The organism is Rhizobium tumorigenes (genome assembly GCF_003240565.2).
GTDB lineage: Bacteria > Pseudomonadota > Alphaproteobacteria > Rhizobiales > Rhizobiaceae > Rhizobium > Rhizobium tumorigenes.
The window spans coordinates 124,644-148,918 of sequence record NZ_CP117256.1 but is presented as its reverse complement, the minus strand read 5'-3'; the positions used below and the strand labels follow the sequence as shown (position 1 = coordinate 148,918).

General features: G+C 59.3%; 23 protein-coding genes, 2 pseudogenes and 1 riboswitch. Of the genes and pseudogenes, 13 read left to right on the top strand and 12 right to left on the bottom strand.

The annotated features are described in order from the left end of the window. Positions 1-12 precede the first annotated feature (12 nt). Positions 13-276 carry a type II toxin-antitoxin system RelE/ParE family toxin gene (locus tag PR017_RS18480; protein ID WP_111215804.1) on the bottom strand — a complete coding sequence of 88 codons (264 nt, stop codon included), beginning with the start codon at positions 274-276 and terminating at the stop codon, positions 13-15. A gap of 298 nt (positions 277-574) precedes the next feature. On the opposite strand from PR017_RS18480, the gene PR017_RS18475 reads away from it, so the two are divergent. Next, positions 575-1,801: an IS701 family transposase gene (locus tag PR017_RS18475; RefSeq protein ID WP_111219125.1), complete on the top strand. Its 1,227-nt coding sequence runs from the start codon at positions 575-577 to the stop codon at positions 1,799-1,801. Positions 1,802-1,937: 136 nt separating this feature from the next. Here the strand turns inward: PR017_RS18475 and PR017_RS18470 are convergent. Continuing rightward, a protein-coding gene (locus PR017_RS18470; protein ID WP_111215810.1) for an IS5 family transposase occupies positions 1,938-2,701 on the bottom strand; the annotation gives its coding sequence in 2 pieces (ribosomal slippage) (positions 1,938-2,386 and positions 2,386-2,701; 765 coding nt in all). Positions 2,702-2,868: 167 nt separating this feature from the next. Between PR017_RS18470 and PR017_RS18465 the strand changes: the two genes are divergently transcribed. Next, positions 2,869-3,123 (top strand): FitA-like ribbon-helix-helix domain-containing protein, encoded by a 255-nt coding sequence (locus PR017_RS18465; protein WP_111215819.1) that lies wholly within the window; start codon positions 2,869-2,871, stop codon positions 3,121-3,123. Then, the gene (locus PR017_RS18460; RefSeq protein WP_111215811.1) at positions 3,120-3,539 is read left to right on the top strand and encodes a type II toxin-antitoxin system VapC family toxin; all 420 of its coding nucleotides are present in this window, start codon (positions 3,120-3,122) and stop codon (positions 3,537-3,539) included. The genes PR017_RS18465 and PR017_RS18460 overlap by 4 nt, the downstream gene beginning before the upstream one ends. Before the next feature lie 185 nt (positions 3,540-3,724). Here PR017_RS18460 and PR017_RS18455 read toward each other — a convergent pair whose 3' ends face one another. Next, positions 3,725-4,741 carry a LacI family DNA-binding transcriptional regulator gene (locus PR017_RS18455; RefSeq protein ID WP_240538814.1) on the bottom strand — a complete coding sequence of 339 codons (1,017 nt, stop codon included), beginning with the start codon at positions 4,739-4,741 and terminating at the stop codon, positions 3,725-3,727. Positions 4,742-4,840: 99 nt separating this feature from the next. Between PR017_RS18455 and PR017_RS18450 the strand changes: the two genes are divergently transcribed. Then, the gene (locus PR017_RS18450; RefSeq protein ID WP_111215815.1) at positions 4,841-6,034 is read left to right on the top strand and encodes a phytanoyl-CoA dioxygenase family protein; all 1,194 of its coding nucleotides are present in this window, start codon (positions 4,841-4,843) and stop codon (positions 6,032-6,034) included. Positions 6,035-6,057: 23 nt separating this feature from the next. Next, positions 6,058-6,885 carry an SDR family oxidoreductase gene (locus PR017_RS18445; protein WP_111215821.1) on the top strand — a complete coding sequence of 276 codons (828 nt, stop codon included), beginning with the start codon at positions 6,058-6,060 and terminating at the stop codon, positions 6,883-6,885. 1,027 nt (positions 6,886-7,912) lie between these two features. Here the strand turns inward: PR017_RS18445 and PR017_RS18440 are convergent. Continuing rightward, a complete protein-coding gene (locus PR017_RS18440; protein ID WP_111215816.1) occupies positions 7,913-8,296 on the bottom strand; it encodes a type II toxin-antitoxin system VapC family toxin in 384 nt (127 codons plus the stop codon). Then, complete coding sequence (locus PR017_RS18435; protein WP_111215818.1) at positions 8,293-8,493, bottom strand: type II toxin-antitoxin system VapB family antitoxin; 201 nt, start codon at positions 8,491-8,493, stop codon at positions 8,293-8,295. Before PR017_RS18435 ends, PR017_RS18440 begins: the two co-directional genes overlap by 4 nt. Before the next feature lie 505 nt (positions 8,494-8,998). Between PR017_RS18435 and PR017_RS18430 the strand changes: the two genes are divergently transcribed. The 4 genes and pseudogenes from PR017_RS18430 to PR017_RS18415 all read left to right on the top strand — a co-directional run. Further along, positions 8,999-9,442 carry an alpha/beta hydrolase gene (locus tag PR017_RS18430; RefSeq protein ID WP_240538815.1) on the top strand — a complete coding sequence of 148 codons (444 nt, stop codon included), beginning with the start codon at positions 8,999-9,001 and terminating at the stop codon, positions 9,440-9,442. Between the two features lie 58 nt (positions 9,443-9,500). After that, a pseudogene (locus tag PR017_RS18425) lies at positions 9,501-9,848 on the top strand (transposase); the annotation flags it as partial. 84 nt (positions 9,849-9,932) lie between these two features. Further along, positions 9,933-11,071, top strand: a protein-coding gene (locus PR017_RS18420) for an IS3 family transposase (protein ID WP_279619546.1) whose coding sequence is annotated in 2 segments (ribosomal slippage) — positions 9,933-10,191 and positions 10,191-11,071 — 1,140 coding nt in all. Because the reading frame shifts where the segments join, the coding sequence is not laid out codon by codon here. A 55-nt stretch (positions 11,072-11,126) separates the two neighbouring features. Beyond that, positions 11,127-11,503, top strand: a pseudogene (locus tag PR017_RS18415) (integrase core domain-containing protein); the annotation flags it as partial. Between the two features lie 293 nt (positions 11,504-11,796). On the opposite strand, the gene PR017_RS18410 reads toward PR017_RS18415, so the two are convergent. From PR017_RS18410 to PR017_RS18380, 7 genes are all read right to left on the bottom strand, one after another. Beyond that, the gene (locus PR017_RS18410; RefSeq protein ID WP_111218184.1) at positions 11,797-12,822 is read right to left on the bottom strand and encodes an IS110 family RNA-guided transposase; all 1,026 of its coding nucleotides are present in this window, start codon (positions 12,820-12,822) and stop codon (positions 11,797-11,799) included. Positions 12,823-13,058: 236 nt separating this feature from the next. Continuing rightward, positions 13,059-14,156, bottom strand: a complete 1,098-nt coding sequence (locus PR017_RS18405; RefSeq protein WP_275113016.1) for an ABC transporter ATP-binding protein — start codon at positions 14,154-14,156, stop codon at positions 13,059-13,061. Between the two features lie 17 nt (positions 14,157-14,173). Next, positions 14,174-16,126, bottom strand: a complete 1,953-nt coding sequence (locus tag PR017_RS18400; protein WP_240538910.1) for a glycoside hydrolase family 127 protein — start codon at positions 16,124-16,126, stop codon at positions 14,174-14,176. A gap of 32 nt (positions 16,127-16,158) precedes the next feature. After that, positions 16,159-17,034 (bottom strand): carbohydrate ABC transporter permease, encoded by an 876-nt coding sequence (locus PR017_RS18395; protein ID WP_111218189.1) that lies wholly within the window; start codon positions 17,032-17,034, stop codon positions 16,159-16,161. A 2-nt stretch (positions 17,035-17,036) separates the two neighbouring features. Continuing rightward, on the bottom strand, positions 17,037-17,951 hold the full coding sequence (locus PR017_RS18390; protein WP_161959304.1) for a carbohydrate ABC transporter permease: 915 nt from the start codon (positions 17,949-17,951) through the stop codon (positions 17,037-17,039). 86 nt (positions 17,952-18,037) lie between these two features. Then, positions 18,038-19,288, bottom strand: a complete 1,251-nt coding sequence (locus PR017_RS18385; RefSeq protein ID WP_111218180.1) for an ABC transporter substrate-binding protein — start codon at positions 19,286-19,288, stop codon at positions 18,038-18,040. Positions 19,289-19,335: 47 nt separating this feature from the next. Then, positions 19,336-20,391, bottom strand: coding sequence for a LacI family DNA-binding transcriptional regulator (locus tag PR017_RS18380; protein ID WP_111218187.1), 1,056 nt, complete (start codon positions 20,389-20,391; stop codon positions 19,336-19,338). Positions 20,392-20,630: 239 nt separating this feature from the next. Here PR017_RS18380 and PR017_RS18375 point away from each other — a divergent pair, with 239 nt between their 5' ends. The 4 genes from PR017_RS18375 (at position 20,631) to thiS (ending at position 24,274) form a co-directional block, all read left to right on the top strand. Further along, entirely contained in the window at positions 20,631-21,083 is a 453-nt protein-coding gene (locus PR017_RS18375) for a GSU2403 family nucleotidyltransferase fold protein (protein WP_154677457.1), read from the top strand. After that, positions 21,050-21,161, top strand: a riboswitch (TPP riboswitch). (Overlaps the previous gene by 34 nt.) Before the next feature lie 94 nt (positions 21,162-21,255). Further along, positions 21,256-23,091 (top strand): phosphomethylpyrimidine synthase ThiC, encoded by a 1,836-nt coding sequence (gene thiC, locus PR017_RS18370; protein WP_111218178.1) that lies wholly within the window; start codon positions 21,256-21,258, stop codon positions 23,089-23,091. Continuing rightward, positions 23,091-24,077 (top strand): FAD-dependent oxidoreductase, encoded by a 987-nt coding sequence (locus PR017_RS18365; RefSeq protein ID WP_111218176.1) that lies wholly within the window; start codon positions 23,091-23,093, stop codon positions 24,075-24,077. Before thiC ends, PR017_RS18365 begins: the two co-directional genes overlap by 1 nt. Beyond that, entirely contained in the window at positions 24,074-24,274 is a 201-nt protein-coding gene (gene thiS, locus PR017_RS18360) for a sulfur carrier protein ThiS (protein WP_111218174.1), read from the top strand. The genes PR017_RS18365 and thiS overlap by 4 nt, the downstream gene beginning before the upstream one ends. Position 24,275: the final 1 nt, after the last annotated feature.

Genomic DNA, 24,275 nt, shown 5'->3' with positions numbered 1-24,275 from the left:
TAGTTTTTTTAGCTATCGAATATCTTTCTCTTGGGTACTCTTGTCGCCACGACAGAGGAGAACATAGACGACCAACCCTTCCCGGACAAAATTGACACGATAACCAGGCCCGTAGTTAATGCGGAGTTCGCTCACGCCTTCGCCGACTGGCTTTACATCCCCAGGATTTCCTGCGGCGAGACGGTCAATGCGGTCGGCTATTCGAGCTTGGGCACGAAAGTCCTTTAGCGTTTTGATCCAGTCCGCATAATTACGGGTGCGCCTAATCGTGAACATGAACTTGTGTAACCCATAGGGGACAAAACATCGAGTCGGTGGTGCTTTGGGGTCTGGTTATTTAAAATTTTTATCCTGCATGTCGTCAGCCATATGATTGTTGGAGGTTCAATCTTCATAACATCAGGATGGCCTGTCTTTTTCTGCCCCGGCTGTCCGTACGCGTTTCAACCCTCTGCGAGGCCCCGGTCCGGCCGTTCATATCGCATCAAGGCGAAGAGCGCTTACTAGCACTACTTTGGCAGATTCGGGCAAGCCTGGTTTGAGATGATTTGCGCTCTCACTTTTGGGGCGCGATATGGCGGATTGGGATATAGAGCTTTCAGCATTTTTGCAGCCGTTTCTGGAGAAGCTTGGACACAAGAAACGGCGACAGATGTGTCCACTTTATGTGTCGGGGCTTATCGGTCCCGGAGACCGCAAGAGTATTGAGCCGATGGCGGAACGGTTCGCTCCAGGCCAGTACGACCGTCTCCACCATTTCATTTCCGACGGCCTTTGGGATGCTGTTCCTCTTGAGGCCGAGCTCGCGCTGCAGGCGGACAGGATCGTTGGCGCATCCGATGCGTTTCTGGTGATTGATGACACCGGCCTGCCGAAGAAGGGGGATCATTCCGTCGGAGTAGCGCCGCAATACGCCTCGATGCTGGGCAAGAGAGCAAATTGCCAGACGCTGGTGTCAGTGACGCTTGCGCGAGACGAGGTGCCGGTCCCGGTTGGCCTGCGTCTGTTCCTGCCGGATAGCTGGATCGGTGATCAGGAGCGCATGGCGAAGGCTGGGGTCCCAGACGACATGCGGACCTCTCGCACGAAGCCGGAGATTGCTCTTGCCGAGATCGATCGGTTGATCGTGACCGGTGTCCGGTTTGGCACAGTGCTGGCTGACGCAGGTTACGGCCTGTCGGCTGCGTTCCGAAAGGGCTTAAGTGAACGTGGCCTCACTTGGGCGGTCGGTATCCCCAAGCATCAGAAGGTTTATCCCGATGATGTTGGATTGATCTTTTCCGTCTCCGGTCATGGCCGTCCTCGCAAACATTCGATCCCCGACACCCTTTCGGTTGCCGCCGAAACGATGTTGGCATCTGCAAGCTGGAAGAAGGTCAGTTGGCGCCGCGGCACAAAAGGTCGCCTGACCGCACGGTTTGCAGCATTGCGCATCCGGATCGCCGATGGCACGCCGCAGCGCATCTATGACAAGGGACAGCAGCACATGCCGGGCGAAGCGGCCTGGCTAGTTGGCGAATGGCGATCAAACGACGAGCGCAAATACTACCTGTCCAATTTGCCGGTCGATGCGACATTGAAAGTGCTGGCGGCCGCGATCAAGGCGAGATGGGTCTGCGAACAGGCGCATCAGCAGATGAAAGAGGAGCTCGGTCTCGATCACTTCGAGGGCCGATCGTGGCAAGGCCTACATCGGCACGCTCTGATGACGATGATCGCTTATGCTTTTCTCCAGCACCAGAGATTGCAAACTGCAAAGCGGGAAAAAAAAGAAGCGACGAGTTCGCTGTGGGCCGCCTGAACCGACCTTGCCAGCCGTCCGTCGAGCCGTGATCAATGCGCTTACTATACCGCCAGCACAGATCCGATGTCCGCACTGTCAACAACACTTTCATAGCAAAAATTCAATTCTGCCAAAGTAGTGCTAGGCCGTAGACTCATAACGATCTGATCCAGATTCTTGCTACTGCCAATTTTACGGCGGCCAGAAAGTTGAGGGGGTTTTTGTCATAGCGCGTTGCGATGCCTCTGAACTGCTTGAGTTTGCTGAAGAAACGCTCGACCAGATTTCGCTGTCGGTAAACCCATTGGCTGAAGGGGAAGCTTTGCTTTCGATTGCTTTTGGCAGGGATGTTGGCCCAGGCCTGCTTCTGCTTTGCCAATGTTCTTATCGCATTGGTGTCGTAAGCCTTGTCCGCCAGCAGGATCGCACCTTTGGATATATCCTTTAACATCGGCTCAGCCATGCGACCGTCATGGGCTTGCCCGGCTGTGAGTGCCAGACGGACCGGTCGGCCGTCTGCATCGACAACGGCGTGGATCTTGGTGGTCAGGCCGCCACGGGAACGTCCCATGCAGCCATCGTCTTGATCCCCCTTTTTCCCGTGGCCGCATGTTGATGGACACGGACACAGGAACTGTCGATCATGACGATATCGCCATCGAAGGCCTTGGAAATCTCGCCCAAAACATGGTCCCAGACACCCGCTTTGCGCCACCGAACGAACCGGTTGTAGCAAGTTGTGTATGGGCCATATCGGTCCGGAACGTCTGCCCAGGGCGAGCCTGTCCGGAAACGCCACAAAATACCGTTGATCACACGGCGGTCGTCAACGCGTGGCACGCCACGCGGCTTGTTCGGCAACAAAGGCTGGATCACAGACCACTCGAAATCGGTGAGATCAAACCGGCGACGGGTCATGAGAGGCCTCCAAATCAAAGCCTCAATGAATCAAAATCAGGCTGATTTGCAAACCCCGTTTATGAGTGCGCGGCCTAGGATCCGTTTCTTTCTCCCAGAACGACTTGAAAAATGCTATCGTTTCTACTATTTTGATATCAAGTCAAAATATAGATAGGATTGAACCAGTGGCGGCTGTGACCATTCGAAACATCTCTGATGAAACGCATCGGGCATTACGCGCAAGAGCAACTCACCACGGCCGTAGTACCGAGGCCGAAATTCGTGACATTCTTGAAGCCGCTGTTCGTCCATCTGGACGCGTGAAACTCGGATCATTGCTCGCGGCCATTGGTCGTGATGCCAAACTGTCAGACAGTGACGTCGAAGCGCTGCAACAACAGCGCGACAGGACCCCGGCAGAACCGATGATTTTCGAATGATCTTGCTAGACACTAATGTAGTATCGGAGCCTTGGAAGCCGGCTCCTGATACTGCTGTGCTGACTTGGCTGGATGCACAGGCCATCGAGACGCTATTCATCTCTGCGATTTCAATTGCCGAACTTCGTTTCGGGATTGCCTCAATGCCCTCAGGAAAGCGTCAGACAATTCTCCACGATCGCCTTGAAGGTGAAGTTCTTCCCATCTTTGACGGGCGCGTTCTACCTTTTAACGTAGGCACAGCGCAATTCTACGCGAAGCTGATGGCTAGCGCCCGAACATCAGGAAAGGCGATCGGGAAGGCTGATGGATGCATTGCTGCTACGGCAGCAGAAAACCATCTCGCGGTCGCAACGCGAGATACAAGCCCATTTGAGGCAGCCGGAGTGAGAGTTATCAATCCTTGGGTCGCCTAAGCCTTTAGAATTGTAGGTCGATGGTTCGATTCGGCTCAAGACCTGAAATCTTGGTTCCACTTTTTGCTCAACAGGGCTGTGGCCCATGGCAGCCTTGCGCCTTCGTTTCGGGCATAGAGCAGAATTTCAAGACAACCGAAAACCGGACATGCGGCTGGTAGCGACAATGAGATGATCGTTCTGTTTCAGAACACTTCATATGGCGTGGCAATTGCGACCCGCGACGGTGCCACTTGGAAATCTCTCGGCAGCATCCGGTGATGCGCCATGACCATCTGGCAGGCGCTGCGGGCGTCCTGGCGTAGGTCGTGATGGATGACGAAAGTGAGAAGGCCTTGCGTCAACAGGCTGCGGTTGTCGGCATCGAGATCGTGGGCGGCGAAGACGTCGATCCGGCGCCTGTCTTCGGCGAAGGCCTTCAGGATCGCCCGATTGCCGCCGCCAATCGAATAGACGGCGCGTATTTCGTTATCGGCGACAAGCGCCGCCTTCACCAGCCTTTCCGTCGTGCGGTCGACACCGAACCCCTCTGATATAGTCGTGATGCCAAGATGCGGTGCGTCCTTGTGAAGCGCGTCGCGAAAGCTGCGGTGGCGTTCTTCCTCGCCGGAGAAACGAGCGCTCGACAGCGTCAGCAACACCTTGCCTGTCGCCTGCCCCGCCATGCGGGCGACCATATAGGCGGCTGTTGCACCGGCTACGCGATTGTCCATTCCCACATAACCCTGGCGGGCAGGCACGGGCAGATCGGTCACCAGCGTCACAACGGGAATGCCGCTTGCCATCAACTCGCTTGCCATATGCGCGATCGCTGGTGTCGAGGGCACCTTGACGACAACACCATGGCTGCCGCGCCGGCGGATGCGATTAAGGATAGCAAGGAGATCGCGCTCTTCCATGGTCTCGGCCACGTGAAAACGGGTCGACAGCGAAGCCGGCCTCATGCCGGGAAGTTCGGCCTCGAAGGCCGCGCGTACCGCATTCGAAAATCGCTGCGGCGTTTCCATCACCACGTCTATGACGAGGCGCCGCCCGCCGATGCATGAGTCGGCATATTGCCGCTCCAGTTCCACCATCGCTGCCTCGATCTTCAGCGCCGTGGCGTGCGCGACATGCGCACGGCCATGCAGGGCCCGGTCGACAGTCGCGAGACTGAGCCCCGATTGCAGGGCGATGTCCTTTAGCGGGAACGGCGGAGCCATTAATCCACTCCTGAGGTATTTTTGAGGTGTTTTCCTGCTCATCTCTCCCACTACGGTTGGTTATGGTCAAGTCTGGAGAGAAACATTGGGAGGAACACCATGGATACGCAGACCCTGACCAGCCGCCGTCGCCAAAAAGTCTGGCTCGATAAGGAGAGTGGCAAGATTGACGACTTCGAGGCATTGGTGGCACGGACCACGAATCCGCACGACTGGCCGTTTGCCTCCGGCGTCGTGAAGAACGTGTTGATCTATGATGGATCGAGGGTCCGCGAGATCGCTCGCGACCCGGATGCCCGCCTCGAATTGATGGCGGAATGGATCGAAGCCTTCTCGACCGGCCCCGGCGTCATCGTCATCAAGCGGGCCATTGCCGACCTGACTGTCGTCGACGGCGCGACTGATGTCTTCAACGCTATCGTCGCGGCAGAGAAGGAAGGTGGCAGAGCTGCCGCCGACCATTTCGCCAAGCCCGGCGCAAATGATCGCATCTGGAATTCGCTGCAGAAACACGCGCTCGCCGCCCCTGAGAATTTCGCCCGCTACTACGCCTCTGACGCGATCGCCATGGCGTCAGAAGCCTGGCTCGGCCGAGGCTACCAGATGACCGCACAGATGAACCGGGTGAACCCCGGCGGCAAGGCGCAGGTTCCGCATCGCGATTATCATCTCGGCTTCATGTCTCCAGAGCAGATGCAAGCCTATCCCGGCCATATCCACGCGATCTCGCCGGTGCTTACCCTGCAGGGTGCGGTTGCCCATTGTGACATGCCTATCGAAAGCGGGCCGACGCTATTCCTGCCCTATTCGCAATCCTTCTTCGAGGGATACCTTGCCTTCGGGCGTCCGGAATTCCAGACCGTATTTGCCGAACACCACGTGCAATTGCCTCTCGCCAAGGGTGACGCCGTGTTCTTCAGTCCAGCGCTGATGCATGGCGCCGGCAACAATGTCTCCAAGGACATCTGGCGCATGGTGAACCTTTTGCAGGTCTCCTCAGCCTTTGGCCGCGCCATGGAATCCGTCGATCGCGACGCCATGTGCAAGGCCGTCTATCCGCCGCTTCTGGCCGCCCGGACATCTGGATCACTGACCCTGTCCGAGGTGGCCAATGCTATCGCCGCAACCGCCGAGGGCTATGCCTTTCCAACCAATCTCGACCGAGATCCCCCGGTCGGCGGTCTTGCGCCGAAGACGCAGAACACCATGATGGCGGAAGCGCTTGAGGCTGGGATGGAGCCTCAGGTCTTCGCGAGCTTGGTGGATACTCAGGCGGCAAAGCGCAAGGCATGAAGGAGCAAGGCATGACAGGGAGGATGAAGAGCGACATGGGGAGACTGGATGGAGAGATCGCCGTTGTTACCGGCGGAACGCAAGGCTCAGGCGCGGAAGTGGCCAGGCTCTTTGCCGAACGCGGGGCAGGCGGTCTGGTGATCTGCGGGCGGGGCCGTGAAAAGGGGGAGGCAAAGGCGAAGGAGATCACCGAACGCTACGGCACGCCGGTCACCTTCGTGGCCGCCGATCTCGGCCGCGTCGAGGATTGCCGCGCCGTGATTGCAGCCGCCGACCAGACCTTCGGCCGCATCGATGCGCTGATCAATGTTGCCGCACTGACCGATCGCGGCACGATCCTCGACACGGACGAAGCGCTGTTCGACAGCATCTTTGCGGTCAACACCCGTGCGCCCTTCTTCCTGATCCAGGATGCGGTGAAGCTGATGCTGCGCGATGGCATCGAGGGCACGATCGTCAACATCTCCTCCATGTCCTCGATGGCCGGCCAGCCCTTCATCGCGGCCTATTGCGCCTCCAAGGGTGCGCTCGATACGCTCACCCGCAATGTCGCCTTCGGCCTGCTCAAGAACCGTATCCGCTGCAATGCCCTCAATATCGGCTGGATGTCGACCGACGGCGAGGATCGCATTCAGCGGGAATATCACGGCGCGCCTGCCGACTGGCTGAAGGACGCCGCTGCCCGCCAGCCCATCGGCCGCCTCGTCGACCCGGCCGAAGTCGCCCGCGCCTGCGCCTATCTTTCGTCGGAGGAAAGCGGCCTGATGACAGGCGCTACAATCAATTTCGACCAGTCGATCTGGGGCGCCTACGAGGACAGCCCGCATCCGAAGGAAAAAATGACGCTCTGAGGGGAGGCGAGGGAAGTCGCGGCCCCCCGACGCGGCTTCCCTCCGGTGCAAGCATTCACTTTGCTGTGCTGATATTGCCTTCGTGAAGAGCACTTGGCCCCTAAACGATCTCCTTGAGCGGGGCTGCGGCAGCACTGCACCGTCAAATCGGTCGTTCATCCGGTTCCCGAACCGTCCTGCAGGCCGTCTTTCGCTGCATCCTAGACAAACGGCAGCAATGCGCAGAGAGCTGCCGGTCGGTGTGCCGCTCTGGTAGTGAAGGACAGCGCAGGGAGCCGGCTTTGCCCCTGAAACGGACGGTTGCACCTCACTCAACGTGACCGGCCGAGGCCGCCGCCAATCCTGGCCGACAGCAGGCTCTCAGAAACTTCGTCCCTACGGAATAACCCGATCGCCCTCACCGCCACTGATAGGGACAGTGAGGCAAAGTGCCTCCGGCCTGGCCTGCCGATTTTCGTGAGGTGTTGCTACTGTATGAATATCCATTGGTGGACCTTGACTTAGGTCAGAACTAGTGTGGACTGTTACATAGTATTGCTGTGTCCTAAGCCTCGTCAGAAGGTACGTGCAGGCTTATTTTCTTAAAGCAAAAAAGGAGAGCACTCATGGCACTTAAACCAGGACCAAAGCCGATAGCGAAATCCACAGGGAAACCGGATCAGCGCCGCCGTGATAACAAAAGCTCACCAGGTAATACACCGTCCCTCAAACCCAGCAAATCTAGCAAGCCCGGCAAATAAGGCACCTAAAAGAGGGATCTCGCTGATTTGCACTTCTACCCCGGTATTCGATCGAACCTGCGCTAAATGCCGCGCGGACTTCGTGCCTGTCGGATGCTAGATGTCAGCTTTCACGAATTCCCCGCCGATACCGGTCAGTCCGATAACGGCCCCGAATCAGCCTTTCCCCCTTAAGTCAAACGACTTTCCCCGCTGTGACATCTCAGTGCGTTAGCTCTATTCAAATAACAGGGTCGTTGGTTCATATCCTTTCAAGGCGATGGATCTGAATGCCATCCTTCAAGGCTTCAGTTTGGCGCGATGGTGGGTGCATACAGCGAAGCACCCGCTTTTTGTGCCGCGGCAGCTAAGCGCTTGTCTCTGGTCCATAACAACAATCGCCTGTCGAGCAGTGTCGAAGCCAGCAAATGTGCATCCGTGTAGCCGATCCCCATGCTGAAAATCGAGTGCCGATCGATCATCGTCATTACTTCATCATGGCTAGCGACAAGTGCCTCTCGCTGCGCCGAAAAGAATGCCATGACGACCCCGCGGTCGCGAAGACTGCCGAGCGCCAGTTCACCGATAACGACGGGGTGGCAGAGTAGCCGGTCGTCCGCGATAACTTTGCGCAAGTCCGCGTCACTATGGCGGAAGTGATCAATCCAGATCGAGGTGTCTACGAGTATCACTTTGCCGCTTCGCTCCGGCGGCGAGGGGCTGCCTCTGCGTCTGGCATGGTACCTCCGAGCGCAGCGAGGCGCTTTCCGGATTCGACCCTCACAAGTGTCTCCAAGGCTTGGCGGACAAGCGCAGCTGTTTCCTTTGTTCCAGTCAAGGATCTCGCCTGTTCCATGAGGCTGTCATCGAGATTGATAGTGGATCGCATGCGAAGACTCCTACCTTCAGATCGCTTGGCTAGCACCATTTGGTGCTAAAATCCATGCCTCGCTAGTGCGCCAATCCAAAATATGTTCCATCAAAACTATTCCGGCGCCGTGAGTTCCGATCGCTTCAAGGCGGCGGTCGCTTCGTTGCCAAGAAACGCAGTTTCGATCGCAATGGCGGCAGTACATGGGGGCTGATGTCCTGTCCGTTTCGACCTTTCGGGCGGCCGAGCCAATGCAAAAAGCCGTTTTGCCTTTTAACGCACCGTTGATATAAGCACGAACGTCGATAAGGCTGTCGAACTTTCCGATTAGGAGCATTCATGAGCGACGATCAACCCGGGGTTAGGATCGACGCCAGAGTGCTGCCATTCCCTCGATCCATCAGTCCCGAAGCTCAGGCCGTTCTCCGGCGTCTGGTCGGTGATGACGGGGTGCCTCTCAATTCTCTCCACGCCATGCCGGCAGCCGACGATCATCGAGCTTGGCTTGCTGTCAAAGCGATAGTTGATCGCCACTACACCTCTATGGCCGACACACTCGGCGCGACACTCCACTCAAGCGAAAACGATCGAGTTCGAAGAAACCACTCTGCACCTTGCCACGCCCGCTGAAGCGATTAATAGCGACGCCGCAATTATCGATATTCATGGGGGTGCTTTTGTTTTCGGAGGCGGCGAGGCGTGCCGGGTGAGCGCCCGCTCCCAAGCCGAAAGTCAGGGCATTTCTTGCTACGGTGTCGACTATCATGTGCCACCAGACCATCCGTATCCCGCAGCGCTCGATGACTGCATGGCAACCTATCGCTACGTTCTCGAACATCACGAGGCTTCCAGGATCGCTATTATCGGATGGTCGGCAGGGGGCAACTTGGCCGCGGCCATGCTTTTGCGGGCGAAAGCGGAGGGACTTCGATCGTGTCCCAGCGCGTGGTGTATCTGGGTTTCATAGCCATCGGTGTTTTCCGGTAGGGTCGGGTTGCTTATGACCAACCTGAAGGACACCACCGATGACCGACGACATGATGAACCTGCGCTCGCTTGTTGAGAAGAGCGCCGATGCGGATTTGCTGCGCGAGATGATTGGCTTTGCCGCCGAGAAGCTGATGGCACTGGAAGTTGGGGCCGCGACGGGTGCTGGCTATGGCGAGAAGACAGCGCTTCGTCTCGCCCAGCGCAATGGCTACCGCGATCGCGACTGGGAAACGCGAGCCGGAACAGTGGAGCTGCGCATTCCCAAGCTGCGAACAGGTAGCTATTTCCCGAGTTTCCTGGAACCACGCCGCATGGCCGAGAAGGCTCTGACGGCCGTTATACAAGAGGCCTATATCCAGGGCATCTCGACGCGATCCGTCGATAGAGCTGGCTCGGGAAATCTGCACAGCTAGGGTAAGTGGAATTTCTGCCTGACTTCGGATTAGATGCCGGGAACAGGAGATACCATGACGAGACGACCGCGCCGGAACCACAGCCCGGCTTTCAAGGCAAAGGTGGCGCTCGCCGCCATCCGAGGTGAGCAAACACTGGTGGAGTTGTCCCAGCAGTTCGATGTGCACGCCAACCAGATCAAACAGTGGAAAGACCAGCTCCTTGAGGGGGCGACAGGCGTTTTCAGTGATGAAGCGAAGGCGGAACCGGCGGGTCCAACCGTCGATGTCAAAACACTGCACGCCAAGATCGGCGAGCTGACACTGGAGAACGATTTTTTATCCGGTGCGCTCGGCAAGGCGGGATTGCTGGGCGGAAAGAAATGATCGACCGCTCACATACACTGTCGGTCGCACACCAGGCGAAGCTTCTCGGCTTCAGCCGTGGCAGTGTCTATTACATGCCGCGTCCGGTACCTGACGGCGATCTTGCATTGATGCGGCGGATCGACGAACTGCATCTCGACTACCCGTTTGCCGGAAGTCGAATGTTGCAAGGGCTCTTGAGGGGAGAAGGGCTGGAAACTGGGCGGCTGCACATCGCCACGCTGATGAAGAAGATGAGCATCGAGGCGATTTATCGCCGCCCAAACACCTCAAAACCAGCGCCTGGGCACAAAATCTATCCCTATCTTCTGCGCAAGTTGGCGGTCACCCGGCCCAACCAAGTCTGGGCAATGGACATAACCTACGTTCCGATGGCTCGCGGTTTTGTCTATCTCTGCGCCGTCGTGGACTGGTTCAGCCGGAGGGTTCTGTCGTGGCGGCTGTCGATCACGATGGAAGCGGCCTTCTGCATCGAAGCGGTTGAGGAGGCGCTTGCCCGATATGGCAAACCCGACATCTTCAACACCGACCAGGGATCGCAGTTTACCTCTGTCGACTTCACCGCCGTGTTGAAGAAGGCGGAGATCGCCATCTCGATGGACGGCAAGGGTGCGTGGCGGGACAACGTGTTCGTCGAACGGCTCTGGCGTTCGATCAAATACGAGGAAGTCTACCTGCACGCCTACAACACCGTGTCCGAGGCCCGCGTCGGCATCGGCCGATATCTTACCTTCTACAATAGCCGACGCCCACATTCATCCCTTGACCGGCAGACACCGGATCAGGCCTACTTCAACGCGCTGGCACCAATGATGGTGGCGGCATAATCGAGGCGGAAATCCACTTAGCCAAACGCCCGAAACTGTTCAGACAAACCGAGCCACCTCTCTCACCTCGAATGCCATTCTGGCCTGGTCGAAAGATCACAAGGTCGAATGGCACAACATCGCGCGGAAGGCCAATGCAGAATGGATGTGTCGAGAGCTTCAACAGACGCATGCGAGACGAGTTGCTCAACTAGAGCGTCTTCTTCGGCCTCGATCATGCCCGCAGCGCTATCGCTGAATGGGCGGTGGATTATAATCATATTCGGTCGCACTCATCGCTCGGATATCACACCCCGGCAGACTATGCCGGGATCATCGCTGCAACCGGCTCCAACCGCTACGCAATATGAAAGCTTCGCGTTTCCGCCGGTTGCTCACACCGCGCCATTTGGCGTATTCAAAGCCGCCGAGGCCCTAACCATCGCTGGATGAAAGTTCAGTGGCATGTATGGACGGCCTCCGCGTGGCAAGGGGCATGTATGGACGGCCTCCGCGTGGCAAGGGGCAATTTGACGTTTCTGACGGATTGGTCGGGTGCAGGCATGTATTCGGCCTTTGATTGCGGCGTGTTCATGCCGCTGGCCCTGATGTAGTCCGTTGATTGGATCCCAGACAGGTCAACGCGCTTTCAAGCGACACCCACTGATCGGGTTTTTCCAATCCCGGCTCGACCGTACGCCATCACACCATCAGCACCTCACCAATTTCTGCATTGTCCGGAGCTGTTAAATGGTGCCGGCAGCTTCAAAGCGCTTTCCCGTTGACATCAACGCCCACACGATCCGCGCCATTTTGTTCGCCAAAGCAACAGCGACGACGTTGTAAGGCTTCTTCGCCAAAAGATCGGCCGCCCAACGCGTCGGTGCCGTTTTGCGGTTCTTACTGAAGCGAAGGACCGCGTGCGCGCCAACGACGAGAAGACGTCGCAGATAGGGATCACCTTGTTTGCTGATCCTCCCGAGACGGTCTTTGCCACCCGATGAGTTCTGCCGTGGTACGAGACCGATCCAAGCCGCCAATTGTCGGCCGGATTTGAAGAGAGACGCGTCTGCCACAGTCGCGGCAATCGCACTGGCTGTAATAGGGCCGATTCCAGGGATCGTCTCCAAGCGACGGCTCAATTCGTTCGCTCGATGCCAAGCCTGAATTTGGCAGTCCATTTCGCTGACTTTCTCATGCACCTCTCGTAACTGCCTTACCAGCGAAAGAAGTGCGGACCGCGCAAGCGGCGGAATGACATCTTGGTCACCATCTTCGACCAACGCGATAAGCGTTCCGACGCCGGCAGCACCCTGCCGCGTAACAATGCCGAACTCTGCGAGGTGTCCGCGCAAGGCGTTCACAAGCATCGTCCGTTGCCGAATCAAAAGCTCGCGAACCCGATGCAGCATCAGCACGCTCTGTTGCTCCTCGCTCTTGACCGGAACGAAGCGCATAGTTGGCCGGGTCACCGCCTCGCAGATCGCTTCAGCGTCGGTCGCATCATTCTTCTGACGCTTCACGTAGGGCTTGACGTAAGATGCCGGCATTAACCGAGCCTCGTGACCCAGTGCTATGAGAACCCGAGCCCAGTGGTGTCCGGTCGCGCAAGCCTCGATCCCGATCAGGCACGGCGGCAATACTTTAAAGAACGCAACGACATCATCGCGGCGAAGCCTGCGACGGCACACGATCGCCCCAGCCTCATTGATCCCGTGAACCTGAAATACCTGCTTGGCAATATCCAGGCCAATAGTAGCAACCTTCTCCATGGATGCATCTCCTGATGTGAGTTCGACACCCCACATCTTGGCACATTGTGGTGCCGGCAGCGGAGGCCGTCCATCACATCAGGTCAGTGTCGCCATTGAATCCGAACCTGACGTGCAAAAGCCTCGATTTCCCGACGGCAATTATTTGCCGGGTGGGCCCCGAGGTTTGACTCCTTTCGAAAGCTCGGAACAAACAATGCAGTTTGACAGACCAACGGTCCAGAGTGATACGTCTCTCAAGACGCTGCCTCACGGATCCGTTGTCCGTCGGCATCGAACAAGCGCGCATCCGCCGGATCGAATGCCACAGAAATCGTCTGCCCGACATTCGGCGCTGGGCCCCGGCCCCCTTGGACGACCAGCGACATACCGGGCTGAAGCTGCCCGTAGAGATAGGTAGCACCACCCAGGAATTCCGTAAAATCGACGGTAAGACTGAGCCCCTGCTCGTTCTCGCGGGTCGGGCGCAGATGTTCAGGTCGTATGCCGAACTGCAGTTCACCGTTTGCCGGCAGGCCAGCGGGCGCGGCGAACGATAGGCGCTGGCCGCCGATCACAAGCGAGCCGGCCTCGTAGCTCGCCGGCAGGATGTTCATCTTGGGGCTGCCGATAAAGCAGGCGACGAACAGGTTGTCGGGATCGTTGTAGAGGTCGAACGGGGAGCCGATTTGTTCGATGCGGCCAGCCCGCAGGACGACGATCTTGTCCGCCAGCGTCATGGCTTCGGTCTGGTCGTGTGTGACGTAGATCATCGTGTTGCCGAGTTGCTTGTGCAGCCGGGCGATTTCGATGCGCATTCCGACCCGCAATTCGGCATCGAGGTTGGAGAGCGGCTCATCGAACAGGAATACCCTCGGGTCGCGCACGATGGCCCGGCCGATCGCGACGCGCTGGCGCTGACCGCCGGAGAGCTGGCCCGGACGGCGATCGAGCAGGGGGGAAAGATGCAGGATTTCGGCCGCCGCCTGCACCATATCGGCGACTTCCTTCTTCGGCCGATGCGCCATGCGCAGGCCAAACCCCATGTTCTGGGCGACGGTCATGTGCGGGTAAAGCGCATAGGACTGGAAAACCATGGCGATGCCGCGATCCGAGGGATCTGCATCCGTGACGTCGCGTCCGCCGATGAGGATTTCGCCCCGGCTTGTCTCCTCCAATCCGGCAATCAGCCGCAGAAGCGTCGACTTTCCACAGCCGGACGGCCCCACGAACACGACGAATTCGCCGGCCGCAATGGAAAGGTCGATGTCGTGGATGACGTCGACCGCGCCGAAGCTCTTGGAGACGCCCCTCAGATCGACGCCGCTGGTCTGGGCTGAAAGGTGAGATGCCACTCTCATGTCCACAGCATTCATTGCCCACCCTCCGTCCGGATCCAGACCAGCATCTCTCCCGCCGCGCGATTGTCCCACAGATGATATGGAACCGCCCGGATTTCCGCCTCCTCCCGTCGAGGCGGCCTTTCCGTGTAGAGGCTTTCGCCAGCGGCGACTTCGCGTAGACCGGTCGTTACAAGTGCCGGGATGGCACCAAGTGCGTTCACGGGCTCGCAGCGAAAGCGACTTTGCGGTTGAAGGACGAGGGAGTTCAGGTCATCTCCATTGTCGACGCCCTCAAGGCAATAGACCAGCGGGCCGCGCTGGAGTGTGACACGCCCCTGATCGATGCCGGCCTTCGGATGAGCGTGAAGCCGCTGCACCGGCATTTCGAGATCGAGTTCCACGACATCTCCCGACTGCCAAAGGCGGGGCAGCCTCGCATACCCCTTCTGCTCGACGGCGGCACGATCGACCGGCGCGCCGTTGACACGGATCGTTACGCCCGGTGACCAGGCCGGCAGGCGCAGGGAAAGAGTAAACTCGGCCGGCTGCTGCGGCTCCAGCGTCAGCCGGATTGCGCCGTCCAGGGGGTAAATGGTTTCCTGGCGGATCCGGACAGGCGTAGCCGCCGTTTCCAGATCGGCAATGCCCTCGCAGTAAAGGTGCACGGCGATTTCGTCTTCTGCCTCGCCATACATGTAGGTGCCGACCGACGCCACCAGCCGTGCGATATTCGGCGGGCAGCAGGGGCACCGATGCCAGGTCCAGCGATGATGCTTGCCGCGGCTTTCCAGGGGATTGTCATAGAAGAACCGGGTGCCGTCGATGGAGAGACCGACCAGAGCACCGTTGTAGAGCGCCCGCTCCATGACGTCAGCATAGGCGCGATCGGGACCCAGCCCCAGCATGCGGCTGGCCCAGAAGACCAGCGCCACGGCAGCACACGTCTCGGCATAGGCCGTTTCGTTTGGAAGGTCGTAGTCGAAGGTCAGTCCCTCGTTGTGGGCGGAAGGGCCGAAACCACCCGTGACATAGAGGTTTTTTTCCGTGAGGTTAGCCCAGATTGCCTCCAGCGCCGGCTTCAGACTGTCGTCGCCAAACTCGGTCGAGACATCGGCCATCCCGGAATAGAGATAGGCCGCACGCACGGCATGGCCGACCACATGGCGCTGATCGCGCACCGGCACATGGCTCTGTGAATACTCATATGTCGCAAAGTGATAATCGGACGGATCACGGCCCCGGGCGTGGGCTTCCAGATCGTAATAATGCTTGCCGTCAGGCCGTTGGCCACGCTCGTTGACGAAGAAGCGGGCTAGCTCGAGATAGCGTTGCTCGCCGGTGGCGCGCCCGAGCTTGACAAGCGCAAGCTCGATTTCCGGATGTCCGCAATAGCCTGGCTTCTGGTCTTCTCCAGGCCCGAAGATGGTGGCGATATGATCGGCACAGCGCGCCATGATATCGAGGAATTTGCGTTTGCCGGTGACGTGGTAATAGGCAACGGCGCCTTCCATCAGGTGGCCGGCATCATAGAGCTCATGGCAATCGCGCAGGTTGGTCCAGCGCTTGCCCGGCTCGATCCGCTGATACCAGGAATTCAGGTAGCCATTCTCGTCCTGCAGTCGTCCATAGGCATCGACGATCTCGTCGATCCTGGCCTCAAGCGCGGCATCCGGCTTGTGCAGAAGCCCATAGGCTGCCGCCTCGATGCTCTTGCCGAAATCGGAATCCCAGAACATCTGGGTGCTGACGGTGTCGTTGCCCTGCTGGTATGGAATGCGCAGCCCGGGGTTCGGGCGGTCCGGATCGACCTGGTCCAGCATGCCCGCTTCGATGCAGCGGTCGAGCAGGGTGTGGGCCGTGGCGGTAGCGATGGTTTCGATGCGGGGGCCGAAGAAGCCACCGACGCGCACCCGGTGGACGGCCGGTGGGCGAAATTTGGCGTTCCGGCGGATCGCGTTGGCGGCTGGAGTAGGCATGCTCATGACGTTGGTCCTCTATTGGATCGGTGGTGCGCCTACTTCACCGCGCCGGCCGTCAGGCCGCGGATGTAATAGCGCTGGAGAGCGAGAAAGAGCAGCAGGCAGGGGATCATCATGACGGTGACGCCGGCCTGCACGGCACCCCAGTCGACGGAGCCGTAATGGCCGGAGCGCACAGCCGTAACGAGCACCGGCAGCGTGTAGCGGTCTTGGTCGGTCAACAGCACAAGCGCCGCCAGAAATTCGTTCCAAGCGTTGAGGAAGGCAAAAAGGCCAACCGAAACGACACCCGGGAACACCAGGGGTCCCATGACGTAGACCAGTGCCCGCAGTCCCTTCACGCCGTCGATGCGCGCCGCCTCCTCGATCTCCTTGGGCACCGCGTCAAAGGCATTGCGCATCATGAAGACTGAAAAGGGCAGTTGCAGCGTGACATAGATTAGAACAAGTCCGCTCAGCGTATTCTGCAGCCCGAGCTTGGCAAGGATCAGGAACAGCGGTGTCAGGATGGATTGAAACGGAACCATGATCGTCGACAGAATGAGGACGAAAGCCACCGCCTTGAACGGAAAACGGAAGCGTGAAAATCCGTAGCCGGCAAAGACCGAGACCACGACTGTCAAAGCCGCCGTGGCGACAGCGACGAACAGGCTGTTGGTGGCGTAGTGCAGGATGCCGGCGCCGAAATCCTCGAGCCGGCCGTAGTTTCCGAAACCAAGGCCCTGGGTCGAAAGCAATCCGTTTCCCGCCATCGCGGGCGGGCGGAAAGACGCGAGCAGCACGAGCGCAATCGGCGCCAAGAACAGCAGTGCGACGAGCAGGCCGGTGATGTGAAACAGCACCCTGTACAGTCGGGCATTGCCGCGTCTGCGCGCCGGCGCTGCCTTTGCTGCGGATAACGTCGCGGTCATCGTCATTGTGCTGCCTCTCGATCACCCAGCAGACGCAGCTGGATCACGCTCAGCACCACCAGAATGGCGAGCAGGACCATGGAGAGCGCTGCGCCATAACCGAGACGGAAGGACACGAAGGACTGGCTGAAAATCCAGTACACTGCGGTGATCGTCTTGTTCTGCGGTCCGCCGGCGAGAATGATGTAGAATTGGTCGAAGGCGAGCATCGAGCCGGAAACGCAAAGGATAAGCGCAAGGGCGAAGGGCCGTCGCACCAGAGGCAGCGTTATGAACCGGAACCGTTGCAGCGCGCTCGCGCCGTCGATCCGGGCGGCTTCCGTGAAGTCAGCCGGAATGGAGTGCAGCCCGCTCATCAGGATGACCATGTAGAAGCCCGACATCTTCCAGATCACCATGGCGGTTACCGACCAGAAGGCGGGTGCGAAGGTGGCAAGAAGGTTCAGGCGGCCGTCCGTCAGTCCCAGCGCTTCGGCCAGCGGAGAAAACAATCCGCTGTCGACATTCGACAACCAGCTCCACAAAAGGCTCGCCGAAGCGAAGCCGATCACCACCGGCAGAAAAAACGCGGTGCGATAGACGCCGGCGAACGGTCGCGGCTTTTCCACGAGAAGAGCGAGCGCGAAGCCCACCAGCATGAGCCCGACCGTGGCAGCGATGGTGTAGCGAACGGTGAAGGCGAGCGCGTTCCAGAAATTGACGTCGTTCCAGAGCGCCTTGTAGTTGGCAAAGCCGATCCAGCGCGGCACGCCGATCAGCGGCCAGTTGTGCAGCGACATCCAGGCGGTCATGCCGAGAGGCAACAGGAAGAAGACGAGGACCAGAGCCAGCGCCGGGGCCACGTAGAGAAGTCCCATCCAGTCACGACGCGGCTTGCGCCGGGGGCGCAGGAAGGCATTGGACGCGCCGCTTGGCATCGCCGGGGTGTTGCCTGACATTGTCTAGTCCTCCGCTGATATCCATGCAGCGGAGCCGCACGGCTCCGCCTTTTAGGATCGAGCCCTCAGGGCGCGGTGTCGACGATCGACTGCATGGCGCTCTGCGCGGCCTGGATCGCCGGTTCGATTGCATCCGGTCCGCCGAAGAAAGCCGTGTTCAACATGGTGATCCATGGGCCGTTGGCGGAGTTGATGAGATCGTTGAAGACCGTGGAGTAGGGTGTCCGGCCCTTGGCCATCGCGTCGGCAGCAATCAGATAGCGTGAATCGAGGCCTGCCAGCGCTTCCTTGGCGATATCGCTGCGGATCGGCAGGGAACCGTTGCGGGCAAGCAGCTTCTGGCCGTCGAGCGAATAGGAAAACTCGAGGAACGCCTTTACCGCATCCATTTTCTTCGTGCCTTTGGAGACGACGAAATTGTCGCCGCCGGCAAAGGAGGAGGAGCCGCCGTCCTTGCCCGGAAGGGGGGCTACGCCGTATTCGAGATCCGGGTTTTGAGAGTTGAGCGCGCCGATTGCAAAGGAGCCGGACGGTGTAATGCCGATCTTGCCGGTGGCAAAGGCAGAGAAGAAATTGGCCCCGGTGTCCGTCTGTGCGCCCGCCGGGATGAGCTTATCCTTTGCCATGCCTTGATAGAAAGAGATCGCATCCCGCATCTGCGGCGTATCCAGCGTCACCTTGCGGCCATCAGAAGAGAAGATATCTCCGCCCGACGCCCATATCAGCGGCGTGAAGGTGAAGATGTTGCAGCCACCGCAGTTGCCGGAAAAGTAGAAGCCTTTGATATCTCCGCCCAGCGCATTGACCTTCTCAGCATCGGCGCGGATTTCCGCCCAGGTCGCCGGACCCTTGTCCGGATCGAGACCCGCCTGCTTGAACAACTTCTTGTTCCAGATGAGCACCGAACCGTCGGCGGAGAACGGCACGCCGTAGATGTGGTCCTTATAGGTGCCGACAGAAATATGGGCCTTCGAAAGAGCGTTGAAATAGGGCAGGGACTTCGCGAAGTCGGTCAAGTCCTCCAATTGACCGGCCGCGGCGAAGGCGGGCGTGTAGATCAGGTCGAGGGACAAGGCATCCGGCGCCGTCCCGCCTGCTGCTGCTACAGCGTATTTCTGCACCAGTTCGTTGACCGGCACGATCTGCAAATTCGCCTGGTGCTCCTTCTGGCTCTTGTTGAATGCTTCGACGAGCTTCGGCATGAAGGTCGAGCTGTCGGATCGCGTCCAGAGCGTGAATGTATCCGCACTGGCGGGTAACGGCAGGGCAAGCGCCGTCATGACAAATCCACCGAGCCCAATTATCCAAGTCTTCATTTCATTCCCCTCCCAATTTTGCACCCGGTTACGGGTACGGTTGAATTCTAGTCTGCCGACGGCGCCTCCGAGCCGCAGGATTGTCGCACCTTAAGACGACACGGTAGCTGCCGCTGTCCGGCCTCCACCGGCTTGCCGTCGATAAGGTCTAGGAGCGTGAGGCCGGCCTGGCGTCCAAGCTCCTTCAGTCCCATGTCCACCGTGGTCAGAGGCGGACGCGTTGCTGTTGCAAAGATTTCCCAGTTGTCGAAGCCGATGACCGCGATGTCCTCCGGCACACGGACACCTGAAAGCGTCAAGGCGTCGATCAGACCACGAGCGATCTGGTCGTTGCCGCAAAATATGGCATCGGGCCGCTCGGCCTCACGATTGGCAATCAGCCGCTGTCCGCTTTCGTAGCCGAAACCTTCGGACCATTCTCCGGACAGCGCCGCCCCAAAGCAGGGTAGAGATGCTTCAGATAGCGCCCGCAGCCAGCCCTTTTCGCGCAGCCCGACGGCACCGAAACCCCGAGGACCAGTTACATGGGCAATGCGCTTGCGACCGAGGCTGACAAGATGGGCGACGGCCGAATGGGCGCCGCCTTCGTCGTCCGGGACGAACCCTATGGCGCCTGGAGGGCAAGCCGCATTGACGTAGACGACAGGCATGTGAACGGCCGGGAGATCGACCGGCAAGACACGGTCGATACGCTTTCCGGAAACGACCAGCCCATCGACGCGCTTATCCTCCATCGTTTCCACATTGAGCCTCACGCGCTCCGGGTCGTCGTCAATGGCGCACAGGAAGACCGACACCCCGCGATCTGCCATCGCAGCCGAGAGGCCGGCCGCGATCGGCAAGGTGAAGCGGCCGTATGTGTCGTTAGTCAGAAGACCAAGGGTAAACGAGCGCTGGTGAACAAGTGCGCGCGCCATGGCGTTCGGCCGAAAACCCAGTTTTTGCGCGATTCCCTGGATTCGCTCGCGAGTCTCCAAGGTCATGCGCCCGCGCTCGTTCAACGCCTTGGAGGCCGTCGAAACCGACACGCCGGCGGCAAGGGCGACGTCTTTAATAGTCGTGCGTTGAATCCCCTGCGACCGACCTGCAGAGGCGGCTCCCATAGCGTCGCCACCAACCATTCAGCTTCCAACCTGTCACATTCAACAATTGAAAAAACGATTTCTCAGGTTAGAGAAACCGATTTTTCATCTTCTGTCAATTGCCAAGTAGGATCTTTCGGGCGCGTGGTTGTAAGCACTGTCAGCACTGTCAGGGCGATGGGCGGTCTCTTCGGCTCCGGACTGTTCTCGCACGGTGGCCTTGCAGTGCTATTTAGGACTGCTGGGGGGTCCGCCTTCCCATGGCTTCGATCCTCACCGGCGATGCGACATTGCTTAGAACCATGCCATCAGCGAGGAGGTTGAAGACAGCCTGCCTCCTTTCCTTGAACTGCTGCGAGCGTCGATGCCAGCTTCCGGCCGGTTCCCCATCGATGGGGATCAGCAGTCTCGCCGGCTTTCAGGATGCCAACGGCTACGGAGTTCAATTCCTGACATCGAACCGTGGTTCGAATGATAACATCGACCAGCCGGCGAAGATGCCGGTTCTTTGCGGCGCCAGCGCGGATCCATTGCGCATTCTCGACTTCCTCATCATCGACGTGACGAAGACAAATGGAGTGCTGAGAGTTCAGATCCCTTCAAGGCGGCAAGCTCTTCACACCTTTGGATACGACGGCGGATGCCTCTTGACCCCTTCAGAAAGCTCCCGTAGGCTTTGCATATTCACCAGGGGTGTCCCGTCAAGGGGCTGAGATTCTGCTATCGCGCGCAGTGACCCGTTGAACCTGATCCAGTTCATACTGGCGTAGGGACGGTGCAAAACGCTGCTGCAGTTACAGATCCGTATTCCGGATTCCGTGTCGGCGTTCTTCCATCATTCCGGCTCTAGGACTGGGTCTCCAAACGCAAACTTGGAGCCTCACGATGAATATTGCCGCTGAAAACCAAAGCCCGATGGTCACCTCGGGCACATTCCCAGCCTCCCGCAAAATCCATGTCGAAGGCCAGCAATACTCGCACATTCGCGTTCCGATGCGCGAGATCGCCTTGCATCCGACTGCGGGGGAACCGCCTGTCATCGTCTACGACAGTTCCGGTCCATATACCGATCCGGACCATACCGTTGCCATCAACGGCGGCCTTTCGCGGCTGCGCGAAAGCTGGGTTGTGTCGCGCGGCGATGTCGAGCGCTATGAGGGACGCCATGTCTTACCGGAGGACAACAGCTTTGCCACCGGCGAGCGGTTGACGCCGGAATTTCCGGTTCGTCATGCACCTCTGAAAGCCGTTGCCGGGCGGGCTATCACCCAGCTTGCCTATGCCCGCGCCGGCGTCAGCACGCCCGAGATGGAATTCATTGCCATCCGCGAAAATCTCGGACGCCAGGCTGGCCGTGAAACCTCGGTGCGGGACGGCGAGAGTTTTGGCGCTCAGATCCCGGATTTCGTCACGCCGGAATTTGTGCGCCGCGAGGTGGCCGAGGGTCGCGCCGTCATTCCGGCCAATATCAACCATCCGGAAAGCGAGCCGATGATCATCGGTCGTAATTTTCTGGTGAAGATCAACGCCAATATCGGCAACTCTGCCGTCACCTCGTCCATGGAGGCGGAGGTCGAGAAGATGGTCTGGGCGATCCGCTGGGGCGCCGATACGGTGATGGACCTGTCGACCGGTCGCAACATCCACAATATCCGCGACTGGATCATCCGCAATTCGCCGGCGCCGATCGGCACCGTGCCGCTCTATCAGGCTTTGGAAAAAGTCGGTGGCATTGCCGAGAATCTTTCCTGGGAGGTCTATCGCGACACACTCATCGAGCAGGCCGAACAGGGCGTCGATTATTTCACCATCCATGCCGGCGTCCGTCTCGCCTATATCCACCTGACTGTAAACCGCGTGACCGGCATCGTGTCGCGCGGCGGGTCGATCATGGCCAAGTGGTGCCTGCACCACCACCGCGAAAGCTTTCTCTACGAGCACTTCGACGAGATCTGCGACATTGCCCGCGCCTATGACGTGACCTTTTCGCTGGGGGATGGGCTGCGCCCGGGTTCGATTGCCGATGCCAACGATGCCGCCCAGTTCGCGGAGCTTGAGACGTTGGGCGAACTGACGAAAATCGCATGGGCAAAGGATTGTCAGGTGATGATCGAAGGGCCGGGACATGTTCCGATGCACAAGATCAAGGAGAACATGGACAAGCAGTTGCAGACCTGCGGCGAGGCCCCGTTCTACACGCTTGGACCGCTCACCACCGATGTCGCTCCCGGCTACGACCACATCACGTCGGCGATCGGGGCCGCGATGATTGGCTGGTTCGGCACCGCCATGCTCTGCTACGTGACGCCGAAAGAGCACCTGGGCTTGCCGGACCGTGACGACGTCAAGACCGGCGTCATCACCTACAAGATCGCCGCACATGCTGCCGATCTCGCCAAGGGACACCCGGGCGCACGCCTGCGCGACGATGCACTGTCGCGTGCCCGGTTCGAATTCCGCTGGGAGGACCAGTTCAATCTGTCGCTCGACCCGGATACGGCTCGAAGCTTCCACGACCAGACGCTGCCGAAGGAGGCGCACAAGGTGGCGCATTTCTGCTCCATGTGCGGACCCAAATTCTGTTCCATGAAGATCTCGCACGAGATCCGTGCCGAAGCGCAGAAGGAGGGGCTGGAGGCGATGGCTGCCAGATATCGTGACGGCGGAGATCTCTACATGCCGGTGGAAAATCCAGCCAAGACGATAGCCGGTGAAGCGTGATGGCGGGGTTTCTTGTCAGGGGTGCCGGTGTCGCCGGACTGACCGTCGCCTATGAACTGCGCAAGCGCGGCCATGAGGTCGATATCGTCGATTGCCGGGATGCAGCAGGACTCGGGGCCTCGTTCTTCGCCGGCGGAATGCTTGCGCCCTATTGCGAAGGAGAGGCGTCGGACGGGAGCGTTCTGGCACTGGGCCGGGGAGCTGCCGATTGGTGGAGCGACGCCGTACCGGGCGAGGTCGTCCGCAACGGTACGCTGGTGGTGGCGCAGCCGCGCGACATGCCGGATCTCGTCCGGTCTGCATCCCGCACGACTGGCCACGTCTGGGTCGACCGGGACGCCATCGCCGAGCTCGAGCCATCGCTTGGCGGGCGGTTCGAAAAGGGGCTGTTCTTTTCGTCTGAAGCCCATCTCGATCCGCGGCGGGCGCTGATCGGCCTGGCCGAAGCTGTCGTCCGCAGCGGCAGCCGGTTTCACTTCGGTGCCAGCCAGCTGCCTGAACGGCACTACACTTCCACAATCGATTGCACCGGACCGGCGGCTATCCCCCACATTACGGGATTGCGGGGCGTACGGGGCGAAATGCTGCATCTGGAAACCGGGGAGATCAGTTTGTCGCGGCCGGTGCGGATGCTGCATCCCCGCCATCCGATCTATGTTGTCCCGCGCGACAACCACCGCTTCATGGTCGGTGCAACGATGATCGAGACGGAGGATGACGGGCCGATTTCGGCCCGCTCGCTGATGGAGCTGCTCAATGCGGCCTACGCGCTTCATCCCGCCTTCGGCGAGGCGCGGCTGGTGGAAACCGGTGTCGGTATCCGTCCGGCCTTCGCCGACAATGTCCCGCGCGTGGTTGAAACCGGGGAGGGGCTGGCGATTGCCGGCATGCATCGCCACGGTTTTCTGCTGGCACCCGCCATGGCCGTGAAGGCCGCAACACGCCTTTCCAATGGCATGTCCACCAGGAAGGAGTTTTCCCGATGAAACAACTCATCGTCAATGGTGAAGCCCAGGCTCTGGAGGCGGCAACGCTGGCGGAGCTGCTTGCTGTCCTCGAATACGAAGGCGAGTGGCTGGCAACAGCAGTCAATGGCGATCTCGTGCACCGCGAGGATCGGGCAGACAGGCGCCTCGAAGACGGCGATCGGATCGAAATCCTGTCGCCCATGCAGGGGGGCTGAT